The sequence below is a fragment of the Mesorhizobium australicum genome, from assembly GCF_900177325.1.
Classification (GTDB): domain Bacteria; phylum Pseudomonadota; class Alphaproteobacteria; order Rhizobiales; family Rhizobiaceae; genus Mesorhizobium_A; species Mesorhizobium_A australicum_A.
Genome location: NZ_FXBL01000004.1, coordinates 4,562,946 through 4,585,079, shown reverse-complemented (window position 1 = coordinate 4,585,079; position 22,134 = coordinate 4,562,946). Strand labels below are relative to the sequence as shown.

General features: G+C 64.0%; 20 protein-coding genes. All 20 read left to right on the top strand.

Features of this window, described 5'->3' with window-relative positions:
- The first annotated feature begins 105 nt into the window (after nucleotides 1–105).
- Nucleotides 106–894, top strand: a complete 789-nt coding sequence (locus B9Z03_RS24995; RefSeq protein ID WP_085466713.1) for an SDR family NAD(P)-dependent oxidoreductase — start codon at nucleotides 106–108, stop codon at nucleotides 892–894.
- A gap of 7 nt (nucleotides 895–901) precedes the next feature.
- Complete coding sequence (locus B9Z03_RS24990; RefSeq protein WP_085466712.1) at nucleotides 902–1,447, top strand: VOC family protein; 546 nt, start codon at nucleotides 902–904, stop codon at nucleotides 1,445–1,447.
- 320 nt (nucleotides 1,448–1,767) lie between these two features.
- Nucleotides 1,768–3,351, top strand: a complete 1,584-nt coding sequence (locus tag B9Z03_RS24985; RefSeq protein ID WP_085466711.1) for a carboxylesterase/lipase family protein — start codon at nucleotides 1,768–1,770, stop codon at nucleotides 3,349–3,351.
- Nucleotides 3,352–3,508: 157 nt separating this feature from the next.
- Entirely contained in the window at nucleotides 3,509–4,198 is a 690-nt protein-coding gene (locus B9Z03_RS24980) for a TetR/AcrR family transcriptional regulator (RefSeq protein WP_244561840.1), read from the top strand.
- Nucleotides 4,199–4,258: 60 nt separating this feature from the next.
- Nucleotides 4,259–5,185: an SDR family NAD(P)-dependent oxidoreductase gene (locus tag B9Z03_RS24975; protein ID WP_244561839.1), complete on the top strand. Its 927-nt coding sequence runs from the start codon at nucleotides 4,259–4,261 to the stop codon at nucleotides 5,183–5,185.
- Nucleotides 5,186–5,619: 434 nt separating this feature from the next.
- Nucleotides 5,620–6,867 (top strand): branched-chain amino acid ABC transporter substrate-binding protein, encoded by a 1,248-nt coding sequence (locus tag B9Z03_RS24970; protein WP_085466710.1) that lies wholly within the window; start codon nucleotides 5,620–5,622, stop codon nucleotides 6,865–6,867.
- A gap of 99 nt (nucleotides 6,868–6,966) precedes the next feature.
- Nucleotides 6,967–7,917: a branched-chain amino acid ABC transporter permease gene (locus B9Z03_RS24965; RefSeq protein ID WP_085466709.1), complete on the top strand. Its 951-nt coding sequence runs from the start codon at nucleotides 6,967–6,969 to the stop codon at nucleotides 7,915–7,917.
- Nucleotides 7,914–9,206 carry a branched-chain amino acid ABC transporter permease gene (locus B9Z03_RS24960; protein WP_139832386.1) on the top strand — a complete coding sequence of 431 codons (1,293 nt, stop codon included), beginning with the start codon at nucleotides 7,914–7,916 and terminating at the stop codon, nucleotides 9,204–9,206. Before B9Z03_RS24965 ends, B9Z03_RS24960 begins: the two co-directional genes overlap by 4 nt.
- On the top strand, nucleotides 9,203–9,961 hold the full coding sequence (locus B9Z03_RS24955; protein ID WP_085466707.1) for an ABC transporter ATP-binding protein: 759 nt from the start codon (nucleotides 9,203–9,205) through the stop codon (nucleotides 9,959–9,961). The genes B9Z03_RS24960 and B9Z03_RS24955 overlap by 4 nt, the downstream gene beginning before the upstream one ends.
- Nucleotides 9,961–10,656: an ABC transporter ATP-binding protein gene (locus B9Z03_RS24950; RefSeq protein ID WP_085466706.1), complete on the top strand. Its 696-nt coding sequence runs from the start codon at nucleotides 9,961–9,963 to the stop codon at nucleotides 10,654–10,656. The genes B9Z03_RS24955 and B9Z03_RS24950 overlap by 1 nt, the downstream gene beginning before the upstream one ends.
- Before the next feature lie 498 nt (nucleotides 10,657–11,154).
- Nucleotides 11,155–12,162 (top strand): TRAP transporter substrate-binding protein, encoded by a 1,008-nt coding sequence (locus tag B9Z03_RS24945; protein ID WP_176247631.1) that lies wholly within the window; start codon nucleotides 11,155–11,157, stop codon nucleotides 12,160–12,162.
- Between the two features lie 25 nt (nucleotides 12,163–12,187).
- Nucleotides 12,188–12,658 (top strand): TRAP transporter small permease, encoded by a 471-nt coding sequence (locus B9Z03_RS24940; protein WP_085466704.1) that lies wholly within the window; start codon nucleotides 12,188–12,190, stop codon nucleotides 12,656–12,658.
- An 11-nt stretch (nucleotides 12,659–12,669) separates the two neighbouring features.
- Nucleotides 12,670–13,971 carry a TRAP transporter large permease gene (locus tag B9Z03_RS24935; protein ID WP_085466703.1) on the top strand — a complete coding sequence of 434 codons (1,302 nt, stop codon included), beginning with the start codon at nucleotides 12,670–12,672 and terminating at the stop codon, nucleotides 13,969–13,971.
- A gap of 8 nt (nucleotides 13,972–13,979) precedes the next feature.
- Nucleotides 13,980–14,921 carry an NAD(P)-dependent oxidoreductase gene (locus tag B9Z03_RS24930; RefSeq protein ID WP_085466702.1) on the top strand — a complete coding sequence of 314 codons (942 nt, stop codon included), beginning with the start codon at nucleotides 13,980–13,982 and terminating at the stop codon, nucleotides 14,919–14,921.
- Nucleotides 14,918–16,408 (top strand): aldehyde dehydrogenase family protein, encoded by a 1,491-nt coding sequence (locus B9Z03_RS24925; RefSeq protein WP_085466701.1) that lies wholly within the window; start codon nucleotides 14,918–14,920, stop codon nucleotides 16,406–16,408. Before B9Z03_RS24930 ends, B9Z03_RS24925 begins: the two co-directional genes overlap by 4 nt.
- Complete coding sequence (locus tag B9Z03_RS24920) at nucleotides 16,408–18,012, top strand: GMC family oxidoreductase (protein ID WP_085466700.1); 1,605 nt, start codon at nucleotides 16,408–16,410, stop codon at nucleotides 18,010–18,012. The genes B9Z03_RS24925 and B9Z03_RS24920 overlap by 1 nt, the downstream gene beginning before the upstream one ends.
- A 28-nt stretch (nucleotides 18,013–18,040) precedes the next feature.
- Entirely contained in the window at nucleotides 18,041–19,045 is a 1,005-nt protein-coding gene (locus B9Z03_RS24915; protein ID WP_085466699.1) for a TRAP transporter substrate-binding protein, read from the top strand.
- A 51-nt stretch (nucleotides 19,046–19,096) separates the two neighbouring features.
- Nucleotides 19,097–19,735, top strand: coding sequence for a nuclear transport factor 2 family protein (locus tag B9Z03_RS24910; protein ID WP_085466698.1), 639 nt, complete (start codon nucleotides 19,097–19,099; stop codon nucleotides 19,733–19,735).
- Between the two features lie 16 nt (nucleotides 19,736–19,751).
- Complete coding sequence (locus B9Z03_RS24905; protein ID WP_085467859.1) at nucleotides 19,752–20,519, top strand: SDR family NAD(P)-dependent oxidoreductase; 768 nt, start codon at nucleotides 19,752–19,754, stop codon at nucleotides 20,517–20,519.
- Nucleotides 20,520–20,562: 43 nt separating this feature from the next.
- Entirely contained in the window at nucleotides 20,563–22,104 is a 1,542-nt protein-coding gene (locus tag B9Z03_RS24900; RefSeq protein ID WP_176247630.1) for a class I adenylate-forming enzyme family protein, read from the top strand.
- Nucleotides 22,105–22,134 lie beyond the last annotated feature (30 nt).

Below are 22,134 nucleotides of genomic sequence, written 5' to 3'. Positions count from 1 at the left end.
GCTTAAATATATGGTTTTATTGTATTATTTTTATCGAAACGATTTCGCTTGCCAACTGGCTGAAAATGAATTTGGCATACCAAACTGAGAATGGGAGGATTTCACATGAATGGTTCGCGGTTTTCGATGGTCGGCAAAGTCGCCATGGTCACGGGTGCCGCAAGCGGGCTCGGCCTGGCGATCTCCGAGGTGCTGGCGGAAGCCGGCGCGCATGTCGCGCTTGCCGACGTCGATCGGGAAGGTCTGAACCGCGCCGTCGGGCGGCTCTCGGCCGCCGGCGGGCGGGCCGAGGCCGTGCTGCTCGACGTTTCGGACCGGGAAGCGATAAGGCGAAGGACGGACGATCTCGTCGCCCGCCACGGCCGGCTGGACGCGATGGTGGCGAATGCCGGCGTGACGGCCGGCCCCGGCTATCTCACGGAAGCCGGCCAGATCAACGCCGTGAACGACGACCAGTGGGACCGCGTCCTGCAGATCAACCTGACGGGAGTCTTCGCCACCATCCAGTCGGCGGCCAAACACATGAAGGTGCAGAGGAGTGGACGGATCATCGCCATTGCCTCCGTCGCCGGCCTGAGGTCGGACGTCATGTGCGGTTATGCTTATACAGCAACGAAATCGGCCGTCGTGAACCTTGTCCGCCAGTCGGCCATGGAGCTCGCCGCCTACGACGTGATGGTCAACGGCATCGCGCCCGGCCCGTTCAGGACGAACATCGCAAGCGGTCGCATCCGGCAGCCCGAGGTAGCGGCCCAGTTCGCCGCCATGGTGCCGCTCGGGCGCATAGCCGATCCGGAGGAGATCAAGGGTCTCGCCCTCCTCCTCGCTTCGCCCGCATCAAGCTTCATGACCGGCGTGACGATCCCCGTCGACGGCGGCATCATGGCAAAGTGAGGCGATCATGGAAAACTTTGTCATCGATCCGGCCGCGGGCCGGCTGATCCAGACCGCCTTCATCACGAAGGATATCCACGCCTCCATGCGGGAGATGGCCCGTACTTTGGGGGTCGGTCCTTGGTTCCTTCGGGAACGTGGCGTTTTCCCTCGCCAGGTCTATCGCGGTCAGCCTGCGACCACCGCGCTTGCCATCGCCATGGGCTATGCGGGCGACATGCAGTTCGAGATCATCCAGCAACTGGACGATTCTCCATCGGTCTACCGAGAAGTGGCCGAACGCAACGGATACGGCCTGCATCATTTCGGCGTGGCCGCCGAAGACTATGAGGCGTCGGTTGCCCACTACGCGAGAGCAGGCTTCACACTCGTCTATGAGGCCGAAGTCGTTCACGGTGCTCGCGTCGGCTATTTCGACACACACGGCGCGCTCCCTGCAATGATCGAGGCGATCGAATTCCGTCCCGCGACGCGCGCCATGTTCGACGGTTTTCGCGATGCCGCGCGCGGCTGGGATGGGCGGGATCCGGTTCGCATCAGAGCCCCGATCTAACTGTCTTGAAACCCGTCGCAGCCGGTTGAACCGCGATTTGACCGAATCGTTGGTTCGAAGAAGTACGCCTTTGAAGAGTTGATTGCCGGATAAGCTTCGGCCATCAATCACCGGCTCTCTGCATCGTGCCGTCCGGGCCACGCCGGCCACATCGAATCATTAACACACGTGATAGTGAGTATTGACTAGTCCGTGTCCTGCGGCCATTGATGCTGCCCTGTCGTCGGGAGGGCGACTGCCAGGGAGTGCGTCCCAGCTGAAGCCGGCCAGGGCGCGAGATGTTCGGAGGGAGGAAGACTCTGACAGGGCATTCGATGCGAATGGCGGTCGACGGGGCAACGCGCGGGAGGCCTGTTGCACAATTTACATGTGGCGACGCCTTGGGTGCAACGGTTGACGGACTGCGCGTCTACAAGGGCATTCCATATGCCATGCCCCCCGTCGGCCAGCGACGCTGGCGGCGCCCTGAACCTGTTGTGCCCTGGCCCGGGGTTCGCGATGCGATCGTTTCCGGTCCTGCCTGCGTCCAGCCGTCCCGGCGTTACGGCAGCATCTACGATCGTCCGCTGGCGGCCACCAGCGAGGACTGCCTGTATCTCGATATCTGGGTGCCGGAAGGAGCGCGAGACTTGCCGGTACTGGTCTGGATTCACGGGGGCTCCTTCATCTGGGGTGCCGGGAGCGATCCGCTGTATGACGGGGCGGCTCTGGCGCGCCGAGGTGCGGTGGTCGTTTCGATCAACTACCGCCTGGGTGTCTTCGGTTACCTCGCGCATCCGGAACTGGGCGCCGAATCTCCCGACGGTGTCTCCGGCAACTACGGCCTGCTCGACCAGATCGCGGCGCTGGCATGGGTCAGGGACAACATCGCGGCCGTGGGCGGCGATCCGGCCAACGTGACAGTGGCGGGTGAATCCGCCGGAGCACTGAGCGTGCTTTACCTGCTGGCATCTCCGGCTGCACGCGGCCTGTTCGCCAAAGCAATCGCGCAAAGCGCCTACATGATTTCCATGCCCGCTCTCCGCGAGCGTTGCCACGGACATGTGCCGGCCGAGGTGGCGGGCGAGCGGCTCGCCGAAAGCCTTGGAGCGCGGAATGTCAGCGCCTTGCGAGCGCTCGATGCGGAGGATCTCGTCGACGCCGCGCTGCGTGCAGGTTTCATGCCGCTTGGCACGATCGACGGACACCTCCTGCCGGCCCAACTGGTCGACGTCTTCGAGCGTGGAGACCAGGCGAGGGTGCCGCTGATCGCGGGCTTCAACGGCGGTGAAATACGCTCGTTGCCGTTCCTCATTCCGACGCTGCCACAGACCGGAAAGGAGTACGAGGACGAGATCCGTCGGCGATATGGCGGTCTCGCCGAGCGCTTCCTTGCACTCTACGGCTCCGGAAATCTTCGGGAGAGCGCCCTCGCGTGCACTCGTGACGCTCTTTACGGGTGGACCGCATTAAAGCTCGCAGAAGCGCAGAAGGGTATAGGCGCTCCGGCCTTCGTCTATCTGTTCGGCCACAGCTATCCGGCAGCGAGCGAAGCGGGGCTGGATGCCTTTCACGGGTGCGAACTGCCCTACCTCTTCGGCACTGCAGACCACACGCCACCGCTCTGGCCAGCCGTACCCGCGACGAAGGCCGAAGCCGCGCTCTCGCGCGCTATGGGTGACTACTGGATTTCCTTTGCCAACGCCGCCGCGCCGATATCGGAAGACTGGCCGGCCTGGCCGGATCACACGATTACCGGCCGGCATATGTATTTCGCAGATGCGCCGCGGGTCGAAGTTGACCTTATGCCCGGCATGTTCGCGCTCGCCGATGACGTCGTGCGCCAGCGGCGCAATGCCGGCGACGTGCCGTGGAACTGGAATGTCGGAGTGGCGGCGCCACTTCCGGACGCGGATGCCCGATGAGGTCGTGCGCTTGTCCAAAATGCCAACCTCCGCCACGGGCAAGGTGGACAAATTGCATCTTCGCTCGCAATACGGACGGGGCTAAGCGCGTGCGGGCAGTCCGGGCGATCATGTGTCCGACGTCGGTCGAGTCCACGGCGATGAAGAGGGTATCCGCTTGAGCGACATAAGACCGGTTCGCCGCAAGGCCTCCACCAAGGCCGAACAACGCGCGGAGATGATCGAACAGATCCTCGACGCGGCCGAACTTTTGTTCTCCCGGCATGGTCTTTACGGCGTTACGCTGAAGGACGTCGCGAAGCACATCGGCGTCCATCACACTCTCATCAATTACTACTTCGACGACAAGAAGGCTCTGTTCGACCGGGTGTTTGCGCGTCGCGCCGTCGTCACCAGCGAGCGGCGGATGGGCATGCTGGAGGAGTATGAAAGGGCGGCGGGCGACAATCCGACGGTGGAGGGCGCGCTGCGTGCCTTCCTCGATACGGATCTCGATCTCTACATCGAGGGCGGCGAGGGCTGGAAGAACTATGCCGCGCTTGCCTCCCAGGTCGCCAACACGCCCGAGTGGGGTGCTGCGATGATGGATGAGCATTTCGACCCGGTCGTGCTTCGGCTCATCAGCATCCTGAAGCGCGCGCTGCCCGGCTGCGCGGACGAGGACATCTTCTGGGGCTACCACTTCGTGACGGGCGCGCTGATGCTGACGCTGGCGCGCACGGGTCGCATCGACAAGCTCTCCGGCGGTCTCTGCCGATCGGAGGATTTCGCGGCCGTGAAGCAGCGCATGTCGACTTTCATGGCCGCTGGCTTCCTTGCGATCTGCCGGAGGGCTTCGCCGGCCTGATCGACGGCGTCGGCGAAACCCCTTGTGGGAATATGATTAGCTATTCGGTGAGTGAATTAAATGACGAACATGAATTGGGAAGCTGCGCCTAACCTCAACGGACGGGTCGCAATCGTAACCGGAGCGGGCGGAGGGCTGGGTAGATCGCATGCGCTGATGCTGGCGCGGCTCGGCGCCAGGATCGTCGTCAACGACATGACGGAGGAGGCGGCCGGCAAGGTCGCCCGCGAGATCGCCGACGCCGGCGGACAAGCGATCCCCTTCGCTGCCTCGGTGACCGACGAGACGGGCATCGCCGAGATGGTGTCGCGGACGAGCGCGGCTTTCGGCCGTGTCGACATCCTCGTCAACAATGCCGGCATCCTGCGCGACAAGAGCTTCGCCAAGATGACGATGGCCGAGTTCCGCGAGGTGGTGGATGTGCACCTCATGGGATCGGCGATCTGCACGAAGGCCGTCTGGGACATCATGCGAGAGCAGCGTCACGGGCGGATCGTGATGACCACGTCGTCGTCCGGCCTGTTCGGGAATTTCGGTCAGGCGAATTACAGCGCGGCAAAGATGGCCTTGGTAGGCCTGATGCAGACGCTGGCGCTTGAGGGCGAGAAATACGGCATCAGGGTCAACTGCCTCGCGCCTACGGCGGCCACGGCCATGACGGGTGGCCTGCTGCCGAAGGAAGCGTTCGAACGCCTCTCGGTGGAACTGGTCAGCCCCGGACTGCTGGCGCTGGTCGCAGACGATGCGCCCACACGCGCGATCCTCTGCGCCGGGGCAGGTCATTTCGCCCGTTCCAACGTGACGTTGACCCGGGGTGCCTATATCGGCGCAGGCCCCGACGCGCCGCGCCGGGTCGTCGCAAACTGGGCTGCAATCAGCGATCGCACGGGCGAGGTCGTGCCTGACTATGGGTTCATGCAGATGGAACGCGAACTCGCAAGCCGGCCCGGCGATGCGGAGGAGAAGACGGCCGGCGCCCAGACTTGAGACATAGCTCGAACGCCTTGAGGGACCCCGGCAACGCGTCGTCGGTGCATGGCGACTTAGGGATGAGCCGCGGACACTGTCAATTCTGATGGGGCAGGACACCTATCGGCAACCACGGGAGCCTGAAAACGAAGAAATGCTTGCTTCCAAAAAATTAATTATCTAGTGAGTGAATGGAGGAAAATGGACGCGGCGAGGTAGTCGGGGAGACGCTGTCGGGAGCAGAGGCTCCAGGCGGTTCGGCCGAACGTCGCAAGGAGGCAAGGACGCCCAGACCAGGAGTGCAGGGTGGTCCGGCGGTCTCCGGATTGGTTGGCGAGGAGGCCGGCTGACGGGAAGCACCGCAGGGTATCGAGGAGGAGGCGCCGTCCCGCATAGGGATCCGGCGAGACGGCAGGCCGGATTGGCCGGCATATTCCAAGGGAGGAAAGACCATGAAAAGACTGATCGGATCGACAGTGCTCGCGCTGTCGTTATTGGGTGCTACGGCGATCTCGGCGCTGGCGCAGGACACGCTCAAGATCGGCTATGTCGATCCGCTGTCGGGCGGCGGCGCGAGCATAGGCCAGATCGGCATGAACCAGCTCAACTTCATCACCGATGAAATAAACGCCAAGGGCGGCGTCAACGGAAAGAAGGTCGAGATCGTCGGCTACGATAACCAGACCAATCCGCAAATCAGCCTGGTGCAGGTTCAGAAGGCGATCGACGAAGGGATCAAGGTCATCGTTCAGGGCAACGGCTCTTCGGTGGCAGTCGCCGTGTCGGACTTCATCACCAAATACAACGACCGCAATCCGGGTGCGAACATCGTTCACCTGAACTATGCAGCGATCGACCCCGTGCTGACCAACGAGAAGTGCAGCTACTGGCACTTCACCTGGGACGCGAGCGCGGCCATCAAGATGGAAGCGCTGACGAATTTCATCAAGGACAAAAAGGACGTCAAGAAGGTCTATCTGATCTCGCAGGACTACTCGTTCGGACACGCCGTCGCCGGCGCCGCCAAGAGCATGCTGCAGGCCAAGCGCCCCGACGTGGAGATCGTCGGCGACGAATTCCACCCGCTGGTCAAGATCACCGACTTCGCCCCGTATGTCGCCAAGATCAAGGCATCCGGCGCCGATACGGTCATTACCGGCAACTGGGGCCAGGATCTCGCGCTGCTGATCAAGGCCGCCGGCCAGGCCGGGCTCGACGTCGACTGGTACACCTTCTATGCCGGCGGCGCGGGCGGGCCCACCGCGATCAAGCAGGCGAACCTGGCCGATCGCGTCTTCCAGATCAACGAAGGCATCAACAATCAGGGCTATGGTCCGGCCGAAGAACGGGCCGGCGCGCTGATGAAGCGCTTCGCCAACGCTCCGGTCTATTATCCGCGCATGTTCAACATGATGGACATGGTCTTCCAGGCAATGACGGAGGCGAAGTCCGAGGATCCGGGCGACTTCGTGCCGAAGCTCGAGGGCATGAAGCACAACAGCTTCGCGGCCGGCGCCGAGGGGTTCCTTCGCGCGGACGACCATCAGTTCTTCCAGCCGCTCTACATTTCCACGCTCGGACCGCTCGACGCCGGGCAGAAGTTCGACGAGGAGCACACCGGCTGGGGCTGGAAGATGGCGGCAGAGATACCAACCGAATCCACGCTGCTTCCCACGACCTGCGAGATGAAGCGTCCGTAGGTTTGACCGCGCTGGCGGCGCCGGAGTTCACCGGCGTCGCCGCTTTTTCACGCGCGAGGCGTCCGTCTCGCGCCGGCAAACCAGCGGACGGTCGGGCTCGTGGTCGAAATCATTCTCATCTCGGCGCTCAACGGCGTCCTCTACGGCACGCTGCTGTTCCTGATGGCAAGCGGCCTCACCGTCATCTTCTCGATGATGGGCGTGCTCAATCTCGCCCATGCCAGCTTCTACATGCTCGGTGCGTTCTTCGGCTTCGAGATCAGCCGCAGGCTCGGCTTCTGGCCGGCCCTTGTCGTGGCGCCGCTGATCGTCGGCGTCATCGGCATGGCCGTCGAGCGCTACGGGCTGCGGCGCGTCCATCGACACGGTCACGTCGCCGAGCTTCTGTTCACGTTCGGGCTGACCTTCGTGATCAAGGAAGTGGTTGAGATGATCTGGGGCAAGCTGCCGGCCGACTACCGGGTGCCGCCCTCGCTCGATTTCTCGGCCTTCACGCTGTTCGCCAGCAACTATCCGGCATTCAAGCTGTTCGGCCTGCTGATCTCGGTGGCGATCTTCCTCTGTCTCCTGATGATAGTGCGCTACACCCGCGTCGGTCTGATCGTTCAGGCGGCGCTAAGCCACCCGGGAATGGTGGGAATGCTCGGGCACAATGTCGATCGTATCTTCATGCTTGTGTTCGGAGTTGGCGTGGGGCTGGCCGCAGTCGCCGGCGTCATCGCCGGGCCGATCCTCGTCACCCAGTCCAACATGGCCGGTCTGCTCGGCCCGATCCTGTTCGTCGTGGTTGTCGTTGGCGGGCTCGGCTCGCTGGGCGGGGCGCTGGCGGCCTCGCTGCTGATCGGGCTCGTCCAGACATTCGCCGTCGCTTTCAACATCTCTCTCGCCGACGTGTTCGGCACGACAGGCAGGGCGGCGATCTTTGCTGACTGGCTGAGCGACATCTGGAGGGTCACGGTCGCGCAGGTCGCTCCGATCCTGCCCTATCTTCTCCTGGTGCTGATCCTAATCTTCAGGCCAAAGGGTCTCATGGGGACGCGCGACACATGAGCGAAGAAATCACCCTCTCCCAAGGCGGAATGCGCGCCGGTCGGACCGGCGTGTCGATGCGCTACGCCGTCTGGATCGCACTGGCCGTCGCACTGCTGCTTCTGCCCTATCTGTTCAGTTCGCGGCTGGCGGTCTCAACGATGTGCCTGATGGGCACGATGATCATCTTCGCGCTGTCCTACAACATGCTGCTTGGCCAGACCGGCCTGCTGTCGTTCGGCCATGCAGTGTTCTTCGGCCTTGGCGGATATGTCACCGTGCACCTGCTTAACGTCGCGGGCGGCGGTGATTGGCCGATCCCGCTGCCGCTGTTCCCTGTCATCGGCGGACTGGGGGGACTGGTGTTCGGCGTACTGTTCGGCGCCGTCGCCACCAGACGTGCCGGCACAGCCTTTGCGATGATCACGCTCGGGATCGGCGAGTTGGTCGTGTCGAGCGCGCTCATCCTGCGCCGCTTCTTCGGCGGCGAGGAGGGTATCACCACCGACCGAACCGAAGTGATGAGCCTGTTCGGCTACAGCTTCGGACCGCAGTTCCAGGTCTACTACCTGATCGCCGGCTGGTGCTTCGTGTCGATCGCAGCGATGTATGCCATCACCCGTACGCCGTTCGGTCGTATCTGCAACGCCGTGCGCGACAACCCGCAGCGCACCGCCTTCATCGGCTATGACACGCAGCGGGTGCGCTTCATCGCGTTCAGTCTGGCCGGCCTGTTCGCAGGTATCGCTGGCGGCCTGTCGGTGATCAATTTCGAGATCATCAACGCATCGCAGATGGGGGCGGTCGAATCCGGATCGGTCATCCTGATGACCTATATCGGCGGGATGGGAAATTTTGCCGGTCCCATCATCGGAGCGATCCTGATCACTTGGCTGCAACTGGCGCTCAGCGACGCCACGCAGATCTGGCCGCTGTATGTCGGCCTTCTGTTCATCGGCATGGTGATGTTCGTCCCGGGAGGCCTGGCCGGACTGCTGGCCCAGCAGCAGCCGCTGCTCGCCAACCGGACGCTCCATCGCGTTGTGCCATACTATCTGCTTGCGCTGTTACCGGGCGTTGTCGCCGTGATCGGGCTCAGCATCCTTGCGGAGACGAGCCACCAGTTCAGCATCCGCGCCTCCTACGGCCCTGACCTGACGCTCTACGGGATCCCGTTCGACGTCACCTCGCCGTGGCCTTGGCTCGTCGGGCTCGCGCTGACCATCGGCGGAGGCTGGCTCTATCTGCGTGCGGCGCGACTGGCCCGGGGCGCCTACGACGAGGCACTCGCCGAGGGGAGGGCACGATGAACGCCGCCACACCCGCACTTCAACTCTCCGGTTTGCGCAAAAGCTTCGGGCAGATGGACATCATCCGCGGTGTCGATCTTTCCGTGGTCGAAGGCGAGCGGCACGCAATCATCGGGCCCAACGGAGCAGGCAAGTCTACATTGTTCCACCTCGTCAGCGGCCATCTGCAGCCGAGCGCCGGTTCGATCCGTCTGCGCGGCGAAGAAATTGCCGGCCTCGCGCCCCAGGTGATCAATCGCAGGGGCCTCTCGCGCAGCTTCCAGGTGACGAACATCTTTCCTCGCCTGAGCGTGTGGGAGAACGTGCGATGTGCCACCCTCTGGGCCCTGGGCTACCGCTATTCATTCTGGCGCGACGTCGACAAGCTCAAGGATGCGAACCGCCGCACGGAGGAGATACTCGCTGAGATCGACCTGCTCGACCGATGGCGCACCCCGGCCGGAGTGCTGACCTATGGCGAGCAGCGTGCGCTGGAGATCGGGCTCACCATCGCCGGCAACGCAGACGTGCTGCTGCTGGACGAGCCGACGGCCGGGATGAGCCATGCCGAGACCGAGCGCGTGGTAAAACTGATCCGCAAGGTCAGTGAGAACCGCACCCTGCTGATGATCGAGCACGACATGCACGTCGTGTTCGACCTGGCCGACCGGATCTCCGTCCTCGTCTATGGCGAGGTCATCGCGTCGGACACGCCCGCCCGCATCAAGGCCAACGCTGCCGTGCAGCAGGCCTATCTCGGTACGGAGGCCGCCTGATGCTCAAGGTTCGCGACCTCCATGCCTACTACGGCAAGAGCCATATCCTGCAGGGCGTCGACCTCGACGTCGGCGAGAACGAGATCGTCAGCATCCTCGGTCGCAACGGTGTCGGTCGCTCCACGACGCTCAAGGCGATCATGGGCGACCCGGAGCCGCGGGGCGAGATCATCTTCGGAGGCAAGTCGATCGCCGGCCGCAAGCCGCATGAAATTGCGCATCTGGGCATCGGCTTCGTGCCCGAGGAGCGTGCGATTTTTCCGACGCTGACAGTCGAGCAGAACCTGCTCCTTGGCATCAAGTCTGGACAGAGGGGTGGGCGCTGGAGCGTCGACGAGACATGGCGGCTGTTTCCCCAGCTCAAGGACCGCGCGGATGCGCCCGGCGGTGCCCTTTCGGGCGGCGAGCAGCAGATGCTGACGATCTGCCGCACGCTGATGGGTGACCCGGACCTGATCATGGTCGACGAGCCGACCGAAGGATTGGCGCCGCAAATGGTCGAACGCATCGGCGAACTCCTTCAGGAGATTGCCCGGCGTGGCATCTCGATCCTTCTTGTGGAGCAGAGGTTGGTTATCGCAATGCGCATCTCGCACCGCGTTTACGTGATGGGTCACGGCAGGATCGTCTTCGAGGGAACACCCGCGGAGCTTCTGGCGGACGAAGCCATCCGGCGGGATTGGCTTGAAGTTTGACGCCGCTGGATCGATGAGGCGCGCGAGGGCAGCGCACGCGGAAGGGGCGATGGCAGTTCTTCGGCACAGCATGGGCAGGAAGAACATGCTGAGGCGCGTGGTCGCCGCCGCTGCTCCCGATCTCTTCCTATTTGCCCGAGATCCTCGACCTGTCGGATCGCATCCTGGTCGCCAGGAGCGACACGATCGTTGTGGAGTTCTCGCGCGCGGATGCGACAGCTGAGAAGATTCTGCACGCCGCAATGCACTGACACCCCCGGTCGCGCTGCCAGCGGTGCGCGATGCTTTTCCCGAAAGAAAGCATGTTAACGAGATGGTTCTGTCCTGGCGGTTCGCGCTTTAAGTCGGGCGGAGCCGGGTCATCTGTAGGCTGTGTTTCAGCGGTTCCAGCTAACCCGATCGGGCCGGCTCCCGCCTTTCCAATTTGACAGACTGAAAATTACTTAATATGTTAAATCAGTGATGGCCCCAGCCGTCGCGAACGGGAGGATTCTACACATGAGAAGCGCTTTGGTGGCTGGCATTTTTGCCGCCGCGACGATGACGAGTGCCTATGCCCAGGAAAAGGAGATACGGGTCTCGTTCTGGGTGCCGCCGACCCACATCCTGGTCAAGTCTTTCGAAGATTGGGGGAAGTCGCTGGCCGAAGCGTCCGGCGGCACGATCAAGGTCACGCTTTTCCCGGCCGAGCAGTTGGGCAAGGCCGTTGATCAATACGACATGGCACGTGACGGCATTGCAGAGATGACAATGGTCGCGCCGGCCTACAACAGCGGGCAGTTCCCCATTTTCCTGCTCGACGAGGTGCCGTTCCTCTTCAGCAACAGCACGAAGGGCGTGCGCGCGCTGCACGAATGGTATCTCGACTACGCCGATCTGGAGATGCCCGACGTCAAGCTCTGCGTCATGAGCATGCACCATCCGGCGACGCTGCACATGAAGTCGGAGCAGGTGAAGGTGCCTGCCGACATGAATGGAAAGAAACTCCGCGTGGCCGGCGCCACCTCTGTGGCCTATGTCACGGGGCAGGGGGCAACGACGGTCCAGGCGGCCCTTCCGGAGGTGCGCGAGCTCGTCGAGCGCGGCGTGGTCGATGGCATCACCTTCCCTTGGGACCTGTCCGTCATCAACTCCAAGGACAGCCTCAAGTACCACGTCGATTTGCCGATTTATGTCGGCACGCAGGGCTTTGTCCTCAACAAGCCGTTCTACGAAGGGCTGACCGACGCGCAGAAGGCAGCAGTGGACTCGCACTGCACGCCGGAATGGTCGGAGAAGCTGTCCACGCCATGGGCTGAGCGCGAGCTCAAGGCCAAGGCGGATCTGATCGCTGATCCCGGCCATGTCGTCTACAAGCCGAACGAGGAAGAGACGAAGCAGTGGGTTGCGGCCGGTGACAGCATCCGCGAGAAGGCGGTAGCCGCGGTGTCACGCTACAAGCTCGACGGCAACAAGTTGCTCGACGAACTGAAGAAAAAGCTCGCCGAATACGGCGCCGGCTTCTGATCTTCCAGCGCGACGGGCATATGTCATGCTTTCACGTTTCCTCTCCGCCATCGACGTTGTGTCCGGCCTTCTTCTGGGGTGCGTCGTCGCGCTGACCTTTATCGAGGCATCTCTGCGCTACCTTTTCGGAGTGCAGGTTCCGGATGCCTACTCTCTTTCCGGCTACGCGCAGGGCGTAGCCATCTTCTGGGGCATTGCCAGCGCGACCTATGCGGGCAGGCACATCAATGTCGATATCCTTTGGGATGCGGCGAACGCGTTGAACCGGCTCCGCATCGACGTCTTCGCCGCGGTGGTCTCGGGCCTGTTTCTGGGAACGATGGCTTATATGCTCTCGCTGAAAGTTATTCGCAGCAAGGCAAGTTTCGAAGTCACAAACGAGCTTCAACTTTCGGTGTGGCTGTTCCTCGCGGCAGCGGCAGCCGGTGCCGTTTTCGCGTCGATCGTCGCCTTCGTGCGCGCTTATCGCCTGGTTCGCGGCACACTCACAGCCTGACGAGAGTTCTCATGAGCAACACGTTCATCGCCATCGGCGGCTTCGTCATCATGTTCGCCCTTATGGCACTGCGCGTGCCGATCGGCTTTTCGATGGGTATCGCCGGCGTGATCGGCTTCGCGGGCGTCAACGGCTTCTGGCCAGGCCTCAATCTCCTTATGAACTCTCCTTTCCGGACGGTCACCGACTACACGCTGTCGGTGATCCCCATGTTCGTGCTGATGGGCATCTTCGCGACGGCCGGCGGCATGAGCCGTGAACTGTTCCGCGCCAACAAGGCCTGGTTCGGGCATCTCAGGGGCGGATCCATCATCTCGACCATTCTTGCCTGCGGTGGCTTCGCCGCCATCAACGGCTCATCGGTTGCCACCGCCGCGACGATGACGACCGTTGCGCTGCCGGAAATGCGCGAGCAGGGCTACGATCCGGGAATCTCGGCCGGCGCGATCGCCGCGGGCGGAACGCTGGGCATCATGATCCCGCCGTCCGTCGTCATGCTCCTCTATGGCATCCTGACGGACCAGAACGTCTCGAAGCTGTTCATGGCGGGCATCCTGCCGGGCTTTCTCGCCATCGTCATGTACATCGCCACCACGCGGATCGTGATCCACTTCCGGCCAGAGCTTTGCCCAGTGGGTGCGCGCAGTCCCTGGAGCGAACGTGTCGACTCTCTCAAGGACATCTGGGCGACGCTTCTTCTCTTCGCTGTTGTCGTAGGTGCGATGTATGGCGGCTTCGTCACTGTCACGGAGGCGGCGAGCGTGGGCGCAGTCGGTGCGATGGTGATCGGCATCCTGCGCGGCCGGCTCGGGCCGAAGCGGATATTACGATGTCTCGTGGAGGCGCTGCAGACCAGCGCATCGATCTTCGTGATCGCCATGGGCGCCTATCTGTTCGGCTATTTCCTCACCGTGACGCAGACGACCCAGAAGCTGACCGATTTCCTCGTGCACCTGCCGGTCGGCCCCTATGGCGTCCTTGCACTGATCCTGGTCGTCTATCTCATCATGGGTGCGCTCATGGACGAGCTGGCGATCATCCTGCTCACCGTGCCGATCATCTATCCGGTGATCGTGGCGCTTGGTTTTGACCCGATCTGGTTCGGGGTGATCATCGTCATGGTCGTCACGCTCGGGCTGATCCTGCCCCCGGTGGGCATGAACGTGTTCGTCATCAATTCTATCTCGAAAGACGTGTCGTTAGGGCAGATCTATCGCGGCGTGATGCCCTTCATCGCGTCGGACATCCTACGGCTCATCATCCTGGTCCTGTTCCCGTGGATCTCGCTGGTGATTCCGAATTCAATGAACTGAGAGGATCAATGACCGACATAATCGCGGCGCCGGGGCCGGTGGGATTTCTCGGCCTCGGAGCCATGGGCAGCGGCATGGCTGCGACGCTTGCCCGCAATGGGTTCACAGTAAAGGCGTACGACCTCTCCGAGGAGCGCAGGCGCGAGTTCGAGCAGGCGACCGGGCAGGCGGCAGCCACCTCGCCCACGGATGCGCTCAGCGATGTGGCGGCGGTTGTGTTGATGCTGCCCGACGGGCATTTCGTGCGTCGAGCACTGCTCGGCGAAGGCGATGGGGCGCGGCCGATCGCGGTGTCGCGGCCTGATATGCTGGTAGTCGATTGCTCGTCGTGCGCTCCATCCCACACCCAATCGCTGGCGGTGGAACTGCGGGAGCTCGGCTTCGCGATGGTGGATTCGCCGGTCTCAGGCGGTGTTCCCGGCACGCGCGCCGGAACGCTGACGATGATGGCCGGCGGCACGGAGGATGCCGTGCGTCGTGCCGATGCGATCCTTCGCGGCATGGGCCGCACCGTCTTCCACACCGGCCCTTCGGGCTCCGGCCACGCAATGAAGACGTTGGTCAACTATATCGGCACGAGCCAGATGCTGCTCGACTTCGAGGCGCTGCTGATAGGGCAGCGGTTCGGGCTGAAGCCCGAGACAATGGTCGAGATCCTCAACGTCTCCTATGCGAAGAATCTCTCGACCGAGATCGTGCTGGCGCAACAGATCCTGTCCCAGCGGTTTGCACACAATTTCAGCCTGGCGCTGGCGACGAAGGATGCGCGGATCGCGGCCGAGACCGCGGAGGCCGTGGGCTTCGGAGAGACCACGCCGCGGCACTTCGCCCGTGTACTGGGGGATGCCCTGGAGGCGATGGGCGATACCGATCTCACGCGTGTCTACCAGTATCTCGACAGCCTCTGGGGCCGTCAGTCCGCAAGCAGCCGACCGGAAGAGCAGCCATGAATATGCAGGTAACCTCCCTCGCCATAGACAAGGCCCGCGCGTGGATCGCGCGGCCCAAGAAGATGATGATCGACGGCCGCTGGGTCGAGGCGGAGAATGGTGGGAGCTTCGACACGCTCGATCCATCCGACGGTTCGGTGCTGTGCGCCGTTCCGCGCGGAACGGAAGCGGACATCGACCGCGCCGTTGCGGCCGCGCGCAAGGCTTTCGAAGGCCCATGGCGGAAGATCACCCCGGCGCAGCGCGCGGCGATGATGTGGCGTCTGGCCGAACTGGTGGATCTGCACCGGGAGGAACTGGCGGTCCTGGAGACGCTCGACAACGGCAAGCCGTTGCGTGTCTCGCTGGGGATGGACGTGCCGTTCGCCGCGGAACGCCTACGCTACAACGCCGGCTGGGCGACGAAGATCAATGGCGAGACGCCGCCGATGTCGCTGCCGGGCGAGTGGCTCGGCTACACCGTGCGCGAGCCGGTGGGGGTGGTCGGGCACATCGTGGCGTGGAATGCCCCGATCGCATCGGCCGTGGGCAAGTTGGCGCCTAGCTTGGCGGCGGGCTGCACCATGGTCCTGAAGCCGGCGGAGCAGACGCCTCTCACGGCGCTGCGGCTTGGCGAGCTGATCGAGGAAGCGGGCTTTCCCGCCGGCGTCGTCAACATCGTGACCGGCTTCGGCGAAGACGCAGGCGCGGCGATCGCGGCCCATCGGGACGTCGACAAGATCTCGTTCACCGGCTCGACCGAGGTGGGCAAGATCATCGTGCGGGCGGCGGCAGACAATCTGAAGCGGCTGACGCTCGAGCTCGGCGGCAAGTCGCCGGTCATCGTCATGCCCGACGCCGATCTCGACAAGGCCATTCCCGGCGTCGCCAACGGCATCTTCTTCAACTCCGGGCAGGTCTGCACCGCCGGCTCGCGCCTCTTCGCCCACGCATCCGTCTTCGACGACCTCGTCAAGGGCGTCGCGGAACGGGCGAGGGCTCTCAAGGTTGGGGCGGGCCTCGACCCTGCGACCGAGATCGGCCCGCTGGTGTCGGATGTGCAGCAGGATCGCGTCGCCGGCTACATTCGTTCAGGCCTCTCGGACGGCGCGGAGGCGATCGTCGGCGGCAGGACCGTCGACCGCCCGGGCTATTTCGTCGAACCGACGATCCTGGGCGGCACGCGCCGTGACATGGCGGTGCGACGCGAGGAAATCTTCGGGCCTGTGCTCTGCGCCGTTTCGTTCGACGACGCGACCCTCGACGCGCTCGCCGCCGAGGCAAACGACACGAGCTACGGGCTCGCCGCCAACGTCTTCACCAGCAATCTCAGTGCCGCGCACAAGCTCGCTTCGCGTATCCGCGCGGGGACGGTCAAGATCAACGGCGGCGGCCTCGACCAGGGTCTTCCGGCTGGTGGTTTCAAACAGTCGGGCTGGGGGCGCGAATACGGCCGCGAAGGCGTCGAGATCTACACCGAGATCAAATCGGTGCTGGTGTCGCTCTAATGAGGGGGCGGGATGCTGCCGACGAGACATTCGATTTCCTCATCGTCGGTGGCGGCACTGCGGGCTGCGTGCTCGCGAACCGGTTGTCGGAGAACCCGCGGAACTCTGTCTGCCTGCTTGAGTCGGGACCGGAAGACCGCCACCCCTATATTCATGTTCCCGTCGGCATGGTCGGTTTGATCAATCACCCGAAGCTCGGCTGGGGCTACGCCTCGACGCCGCAGCCCGGGCTCGGCGGCCGGGAAATCCCGGTTCCGCGCGGGCGCATGCTCGGCGGCAGCGGCGGCCTCAACGGCATGGTCTACACGCGCGGTCATCGGCGCGACTACGACGACTGGCGCGCGGCGGGAAATGTCGGCTGGGGCTATGACGACGTTCTGCCCTACTTCCGCAGATCGGAGGACAATCTCGATCTCGACGGCCCCTTCCACGCCAAGGGCGGACCTTTCACGGTCGCGACCGCGAAGCGGCCCAATCCGCTCGCCGGCGCTTTTCTCGAGGCCGCGGTTGAACTCGGCTTTGCCCGCAACGACGACATCAACGGGGCCGAACAGGACGGTTTCGGCCTGCGCCAGGTGAACATCCTGCGCGGTGCGAGGGTTACCACTGCGACAGCCTTTCTGCGCCCCGCGCGGCGGAGGCCCAATCTGCGGGTCATGACGGGCGCCGACGTATCGCACGTCACAATCGAGGATGGCCGCGCGATCGGCGTTCAGGTGTGCGGTCGGATCCGAAGGACGGTACGGGCCCGGCGCGAAGTCGTCCTGGCGGCGGGAGCCTTCGGGTCGCCGGCGATCCTGATGCGGTCGGGCATCGGCCCCGGCGAGGATCTCCTGCGCCTGGGGATACCAGTGGTGCGCCATCGGCCGGATGTCGGGCAGAACCTCGCGGATCATCCATCTTCCCAGGTCGTCTGGGAGGGATCGACCCGAGATTCCTACGGCATTTCGCTGGCCAAGCTTCCGCAGCTCGCCGGCGAGGCGGCGCGCTATGTCCTGCGCCGCGAGGGAATGTTCGCGTCCAACATCTTCGAGGCCGCCGGCTATGTGAGGACCCTGCCGCACCTCGACCGGCCGGATGTGCAACTCGTCTTCTGCCCGGCCCTGCGCAAGCCGGGCGGCACGCTCGGCATCGGCCATGGCTTCTCGATCGGCGTGGTCGCGCTGCATCCGGTGTCGACCGGCTCAGTGCGGCTGTCCGGAGCGCGCATGGACGACAAGCCGCTGATCGACTTCGGTCTTTTCTCGGACAGTGCGGATGTCGCGACCATCGTCCGGGGGCTGCGCATCGCGAAACGCCTGGCGGCCAGCCGGGCGCTGGCGCGATACGGGCGGGCGGAGATCGTTCCCGGTCCGGAGTGGAGCGACGCCGATCTTGGCGACTTCGTGCGCCACACCGCCGCGACAGCGTTCCATCCCGTCGGCACCTGCCGGATGGGAGCCGATCCGTCGTCCGTGGTCGATCCCGAGCTTCGCGTGCGCGGCGTGTCCGGCCTGAGCGTCGCGGATGCGTCGATCATGCCGTCCATCGTCGGCGGCAACACCAATGCGCCTGCCATCATGATCGCCGAAAAAGCAAGCGACCTGATCGCGGGCCGCATGTGAATAACCGAACAAGAAGGAGGAGACTGAAATGAGACTGAAACTGTTCAGCCTGGCACTTGCCGCCACGGCCAGCCTGGTGACCGGGTCCGCCCTGGCGCAGGACAAGACGCTGAAGCTGTCGTTCTATCCGCCGGCTGTCCATCCGATGGTTGGGGCCCTGGAGGCATGGGGCAAGTCGCTGACGGAGGCGACCGGCGGCTCGGTCAAGGTCGAGATTTATACGTCCGAGCAGTTGGGCAAGGCAGTGGACCAGTACGACATGGCCCGCGACGGCATCGCCGACATGGCGATGGCGCCTCCCGGCCTGACGCCCGGCCGGTTCCCGATCATCACGCTGACCGAGATACCGTTCACTTTCGAGGAAGTCGGCAAGGGCAGCGGAAATTTCCACCGCTGGTATCAGAGATATGCCGACAAGGAGATGGGCGACGTCAAGCTCTGCATGGTGATCCTGCACGACCCGGGCATCCTGCACATGGGCGGCAAGCAGCCGAAGGTTCCCGCGGACATGGCCGGCACCAAAATCCGCCCGGCCAATGGCACGATGGCGAACTATCTGTCGGGCATGGGCGCCAGCACCGTCCAGGCGGCAATGGGCGAGATCCGCGAGCTGGTCGAGCGTGGCGTGGTGGACGGCATCACCTTTCCGTGGAACTCGGTGTTCCTCACCAAGGCGGAATCGAAGCTGACCTATCACCTCGACGTCGGCATGTACACCGCTCCGAACGCCTTCGTGATGAACCAGAGCTTCTATGACGGGCTCTCCGACGACCAGAAGAAGGCCGTCGACGCGCATTGCACGCCGGAATGGTCGGCGAAGCTGGCGACGCCGTGGGCGGAATTCGAACGCGCCGGGCGCGAGAAGTTCGCCAATCTCGAAGGCCATACGCTCTACAAGCCGACCGACGAAGAGCTCGCGCTGTGGAAGAAGGCCGCAGAGCCGCAAGCCGCTCGCATCTTCGAGGGCATGAAGCGGCTGAGCCTCGACGGGGAGACGCTGCTCGACGAACTCAAGGCTGAAATGGCGAAGTGATGGCGCGAGCGGGCCGGCTTGGGCCGGCCCGCCTGGCCGCAGGAAGGGACCATGGACGATCGTATCTCTGCACTGGAAGCTCGTCTCGCCAAGGCCGAGCGCCGCCTTGAGCGGGGCGAGGACATCGAGGCGGTGAAACGCCTGCAGCGTGCCTACGGCTATTATCTCGACAAGGGCTTCTGGCAGGCCATTGCCGACCTGTTCGCGCCGGACGGTACCATCGAGATCGCCGCCCGTGGCGTCTACCGGCGTGAGCGGATCTATCCCTTCCTGCGTGACCTCATCGGCCGCAAGCGTGATGGCCTCGCGCCCGGACAATTGATGAACCACATGCAGTTGCAAGGCATCGTCACGCTATCGCAGGACGGCACCACCGCTCAGGGACGCTGGCGTGCCTTCATCCAGGTGGCGGAGCACGGCAAGAGCGCGATTTGGGCCGAGGGGCCTTACGAGTGCGCCTATCGCAAGGTTGACGGGGTCTGGATGATCGCTTCGCTCATCTGGTTTCCGACCTACTACACGCCGTTCGATCAGGGATGGGCCAAGGCGGGGCTGCCCAGCAGCGCGCTCGACCCGTCCTTTCCGCCGGATGCACCGCCGACCTATGACTACAAGACGTTCCCCGACCAGTTCGTCCCGCCTTTTCACTACCGTCATCCGGTGACGGACATGGCGGTCGAAGCGGGCTGACATGGAGGAGGAGTATATGCAGAACATCGCTGCGATCACGGGCGGGGCAGGCGGCATCGGCGAGGCCTGCGCGGTAAGACTGATCGAGATGGGGTGGACGGTCGTGTTGCTCGATCGCGACGCGGCGGCGGCCGCGACGGTCGCGGCCCGGCTCGGCTGCCTGTCGTACGCCATAGACGTCGGCAGCCGCGACAGCATCGAGGCGGCAGCCGACTTCGTCGAGCGCGAGGTCGGGCCCTGTTCCGGTCTTATCGCCGCCGCCGCGATTTTCGAGAACCCGCACGCGCCCGAAGATCAGGACCCCGAAGCGTGGCGCGCGATCCTGCAGACCAATATCGACGGGACCTACTGGACCGCCACGGCATTCGGCCGGCGCATGGTCGAGCGCAAGCGCGGGTCCATCGTCACGTTGGGCTCGATGGTCGGGATGAACTCGTCGCCGCTCTTCGCCTACGGCACGAGCAAGGCAGCGATCGCCAGCTTCTCGGCCGGCCTGGCTGTGGCTTGGGGGCGCAGCGGCGTGCGGGTCAACTGCGTTTCGCCTGGCCCGACGCTCACGCCTGCGCTCGCCGCCAGCTATGCCCGCGGCGAGCGCGATCCGGTCGCACGGCTGCGCTTCACGGCGCTTGGCCGCCAGGTGCTGCCGGAGGAGGTCGCCAACGTGATCGCCTTCCTCATGTCGGACCAGGCAAGCGCCGTCACCGGTGTCGAACTGCCGGTCGACGGCGGCATCATGGCGGCCCAGCTGTGGTCGCTCTATGGCGGCGTACCGGGCGCAACCTGAGGATCGTCCGCGACGCGGACAGAGGCAGAGTCGGAGGAAGACGTTGAGATCGTTCATCAGCCAGGGCCTGAGCAGGGCCGCCCAGATCAATCCGAACGGGATAGCCACCATCTGCGAGGACCGGGCGTATAGCTGGTCGCAGGTGCTGGACCGTGTGACGCGGCTGGCAGGGGCGCTGAAGGCCATGGGACTGGCCGAAGGGGAACGGGTCGCGATCCTGTCGATGAATTCCGACCGATACTTCCATCTCTATTACGCCATCTGGTGGGCCGGCGGCGTTGCGACGCCGATGAACATGCGTCTTGCGCCGGCGGAGATCGATTTCCGCCTGGAGGATTCGGGCGCCCGCATCATGTTTCTCGACCGTGAACACCTCGCCCTTTACGACCAGCTGGGGCCGGTGAAAGACGCGATCGAGCACGTCGTGGTCATGGATGACGACGGAACGTCCGGTCTTGCCTCGCTGGAGGGCATCCTGGCCGAGGCCGCGCCGGCGAAGGATGCCGGGCACAGCGGCGACGACCTCGCCATGATCATATATACGGGCGGCAGCACAGGCCGGGCAAAGGGCGTGATGCTCAGCCACGACAATCTGTGCGCCGACGCGATGAGCGCGCTGCAGACCATCGGTTACGACGAGGCAAGCGTCTATCTCCACGCCGGCCCCATGTCGCATCTGGCGGACGGCATGTCGACCTTCGGACTGACGCTGGCGGCCGGCACGCACGTCTTCCTGCCGCGCTTCACGGTCGAGTCCTGTCTCGAGATCATCCAGCGGCACAAGGTCACGCATATCTGTCTCGTCCCGACGATGGTCGAGATGCTGGTCGCGCGGGCCGAGAAGGGTGGGTTCGACGTCTCGTCGCTGGTGCAGATCCAGTTCGGCTCGTCGCCTATGCCGGAGGGCACGCTCAAGCGCGCGGTGGCATTGTGGCCCGACATCCTCTTCCTGCACGGCTACGGCATGACCGAGCTTTCGCCGCTCATCACCATGCTGCCGATGCGGTGGCGCCGGCCCGACATTGGCGGTGAACGGCTCAAATCCTGCGGCAAGGCCGTTCCCAACCTGGAAATCAGGATTGTCGATCCCGACGGCAATGACCTGCCTCCCGGCCAGGTGGGCGAACTGATCTGCCGGGGTCCGACGGTTATGCTGGGCTACTGGAATATGCCCGAGGCAACCGCGAAGGCGATCCGGAACGGCTGGATGCATACGGAGGACGCGGCCTATATGGACGCCGAGGGCTTCGTCTACATCGTCGACCGTCTCAAGGACATGATCATCTCCGGCGGCGAGAACATCTATTCGACCGAGGTCGAGAACGTCATCTCGCGCTTTCCGGGCGTGTCGCAAGTCGCGGTGATCGGCGTGCCCCATCCCTTGTGGGGCGAAGCGGTTCATGCCGTCGTCGCGCTTGCACAGGATGCGCCCGCCGGCTCCGAGGCTGACATCATCGCGTTCTGCAAGAGCGAGATCGCGAGCTACAAGTGCCCCAAGACGGTTGTGATCCAGCGAGAATCCCTGCCGCTGACCAGTGCCGGCAAGATCGACAAGAAAGCGCTGCGCGCCACGCATGCGGGGTGAGCCGGAAATCCTCGCGGCACCAGCGCCGCG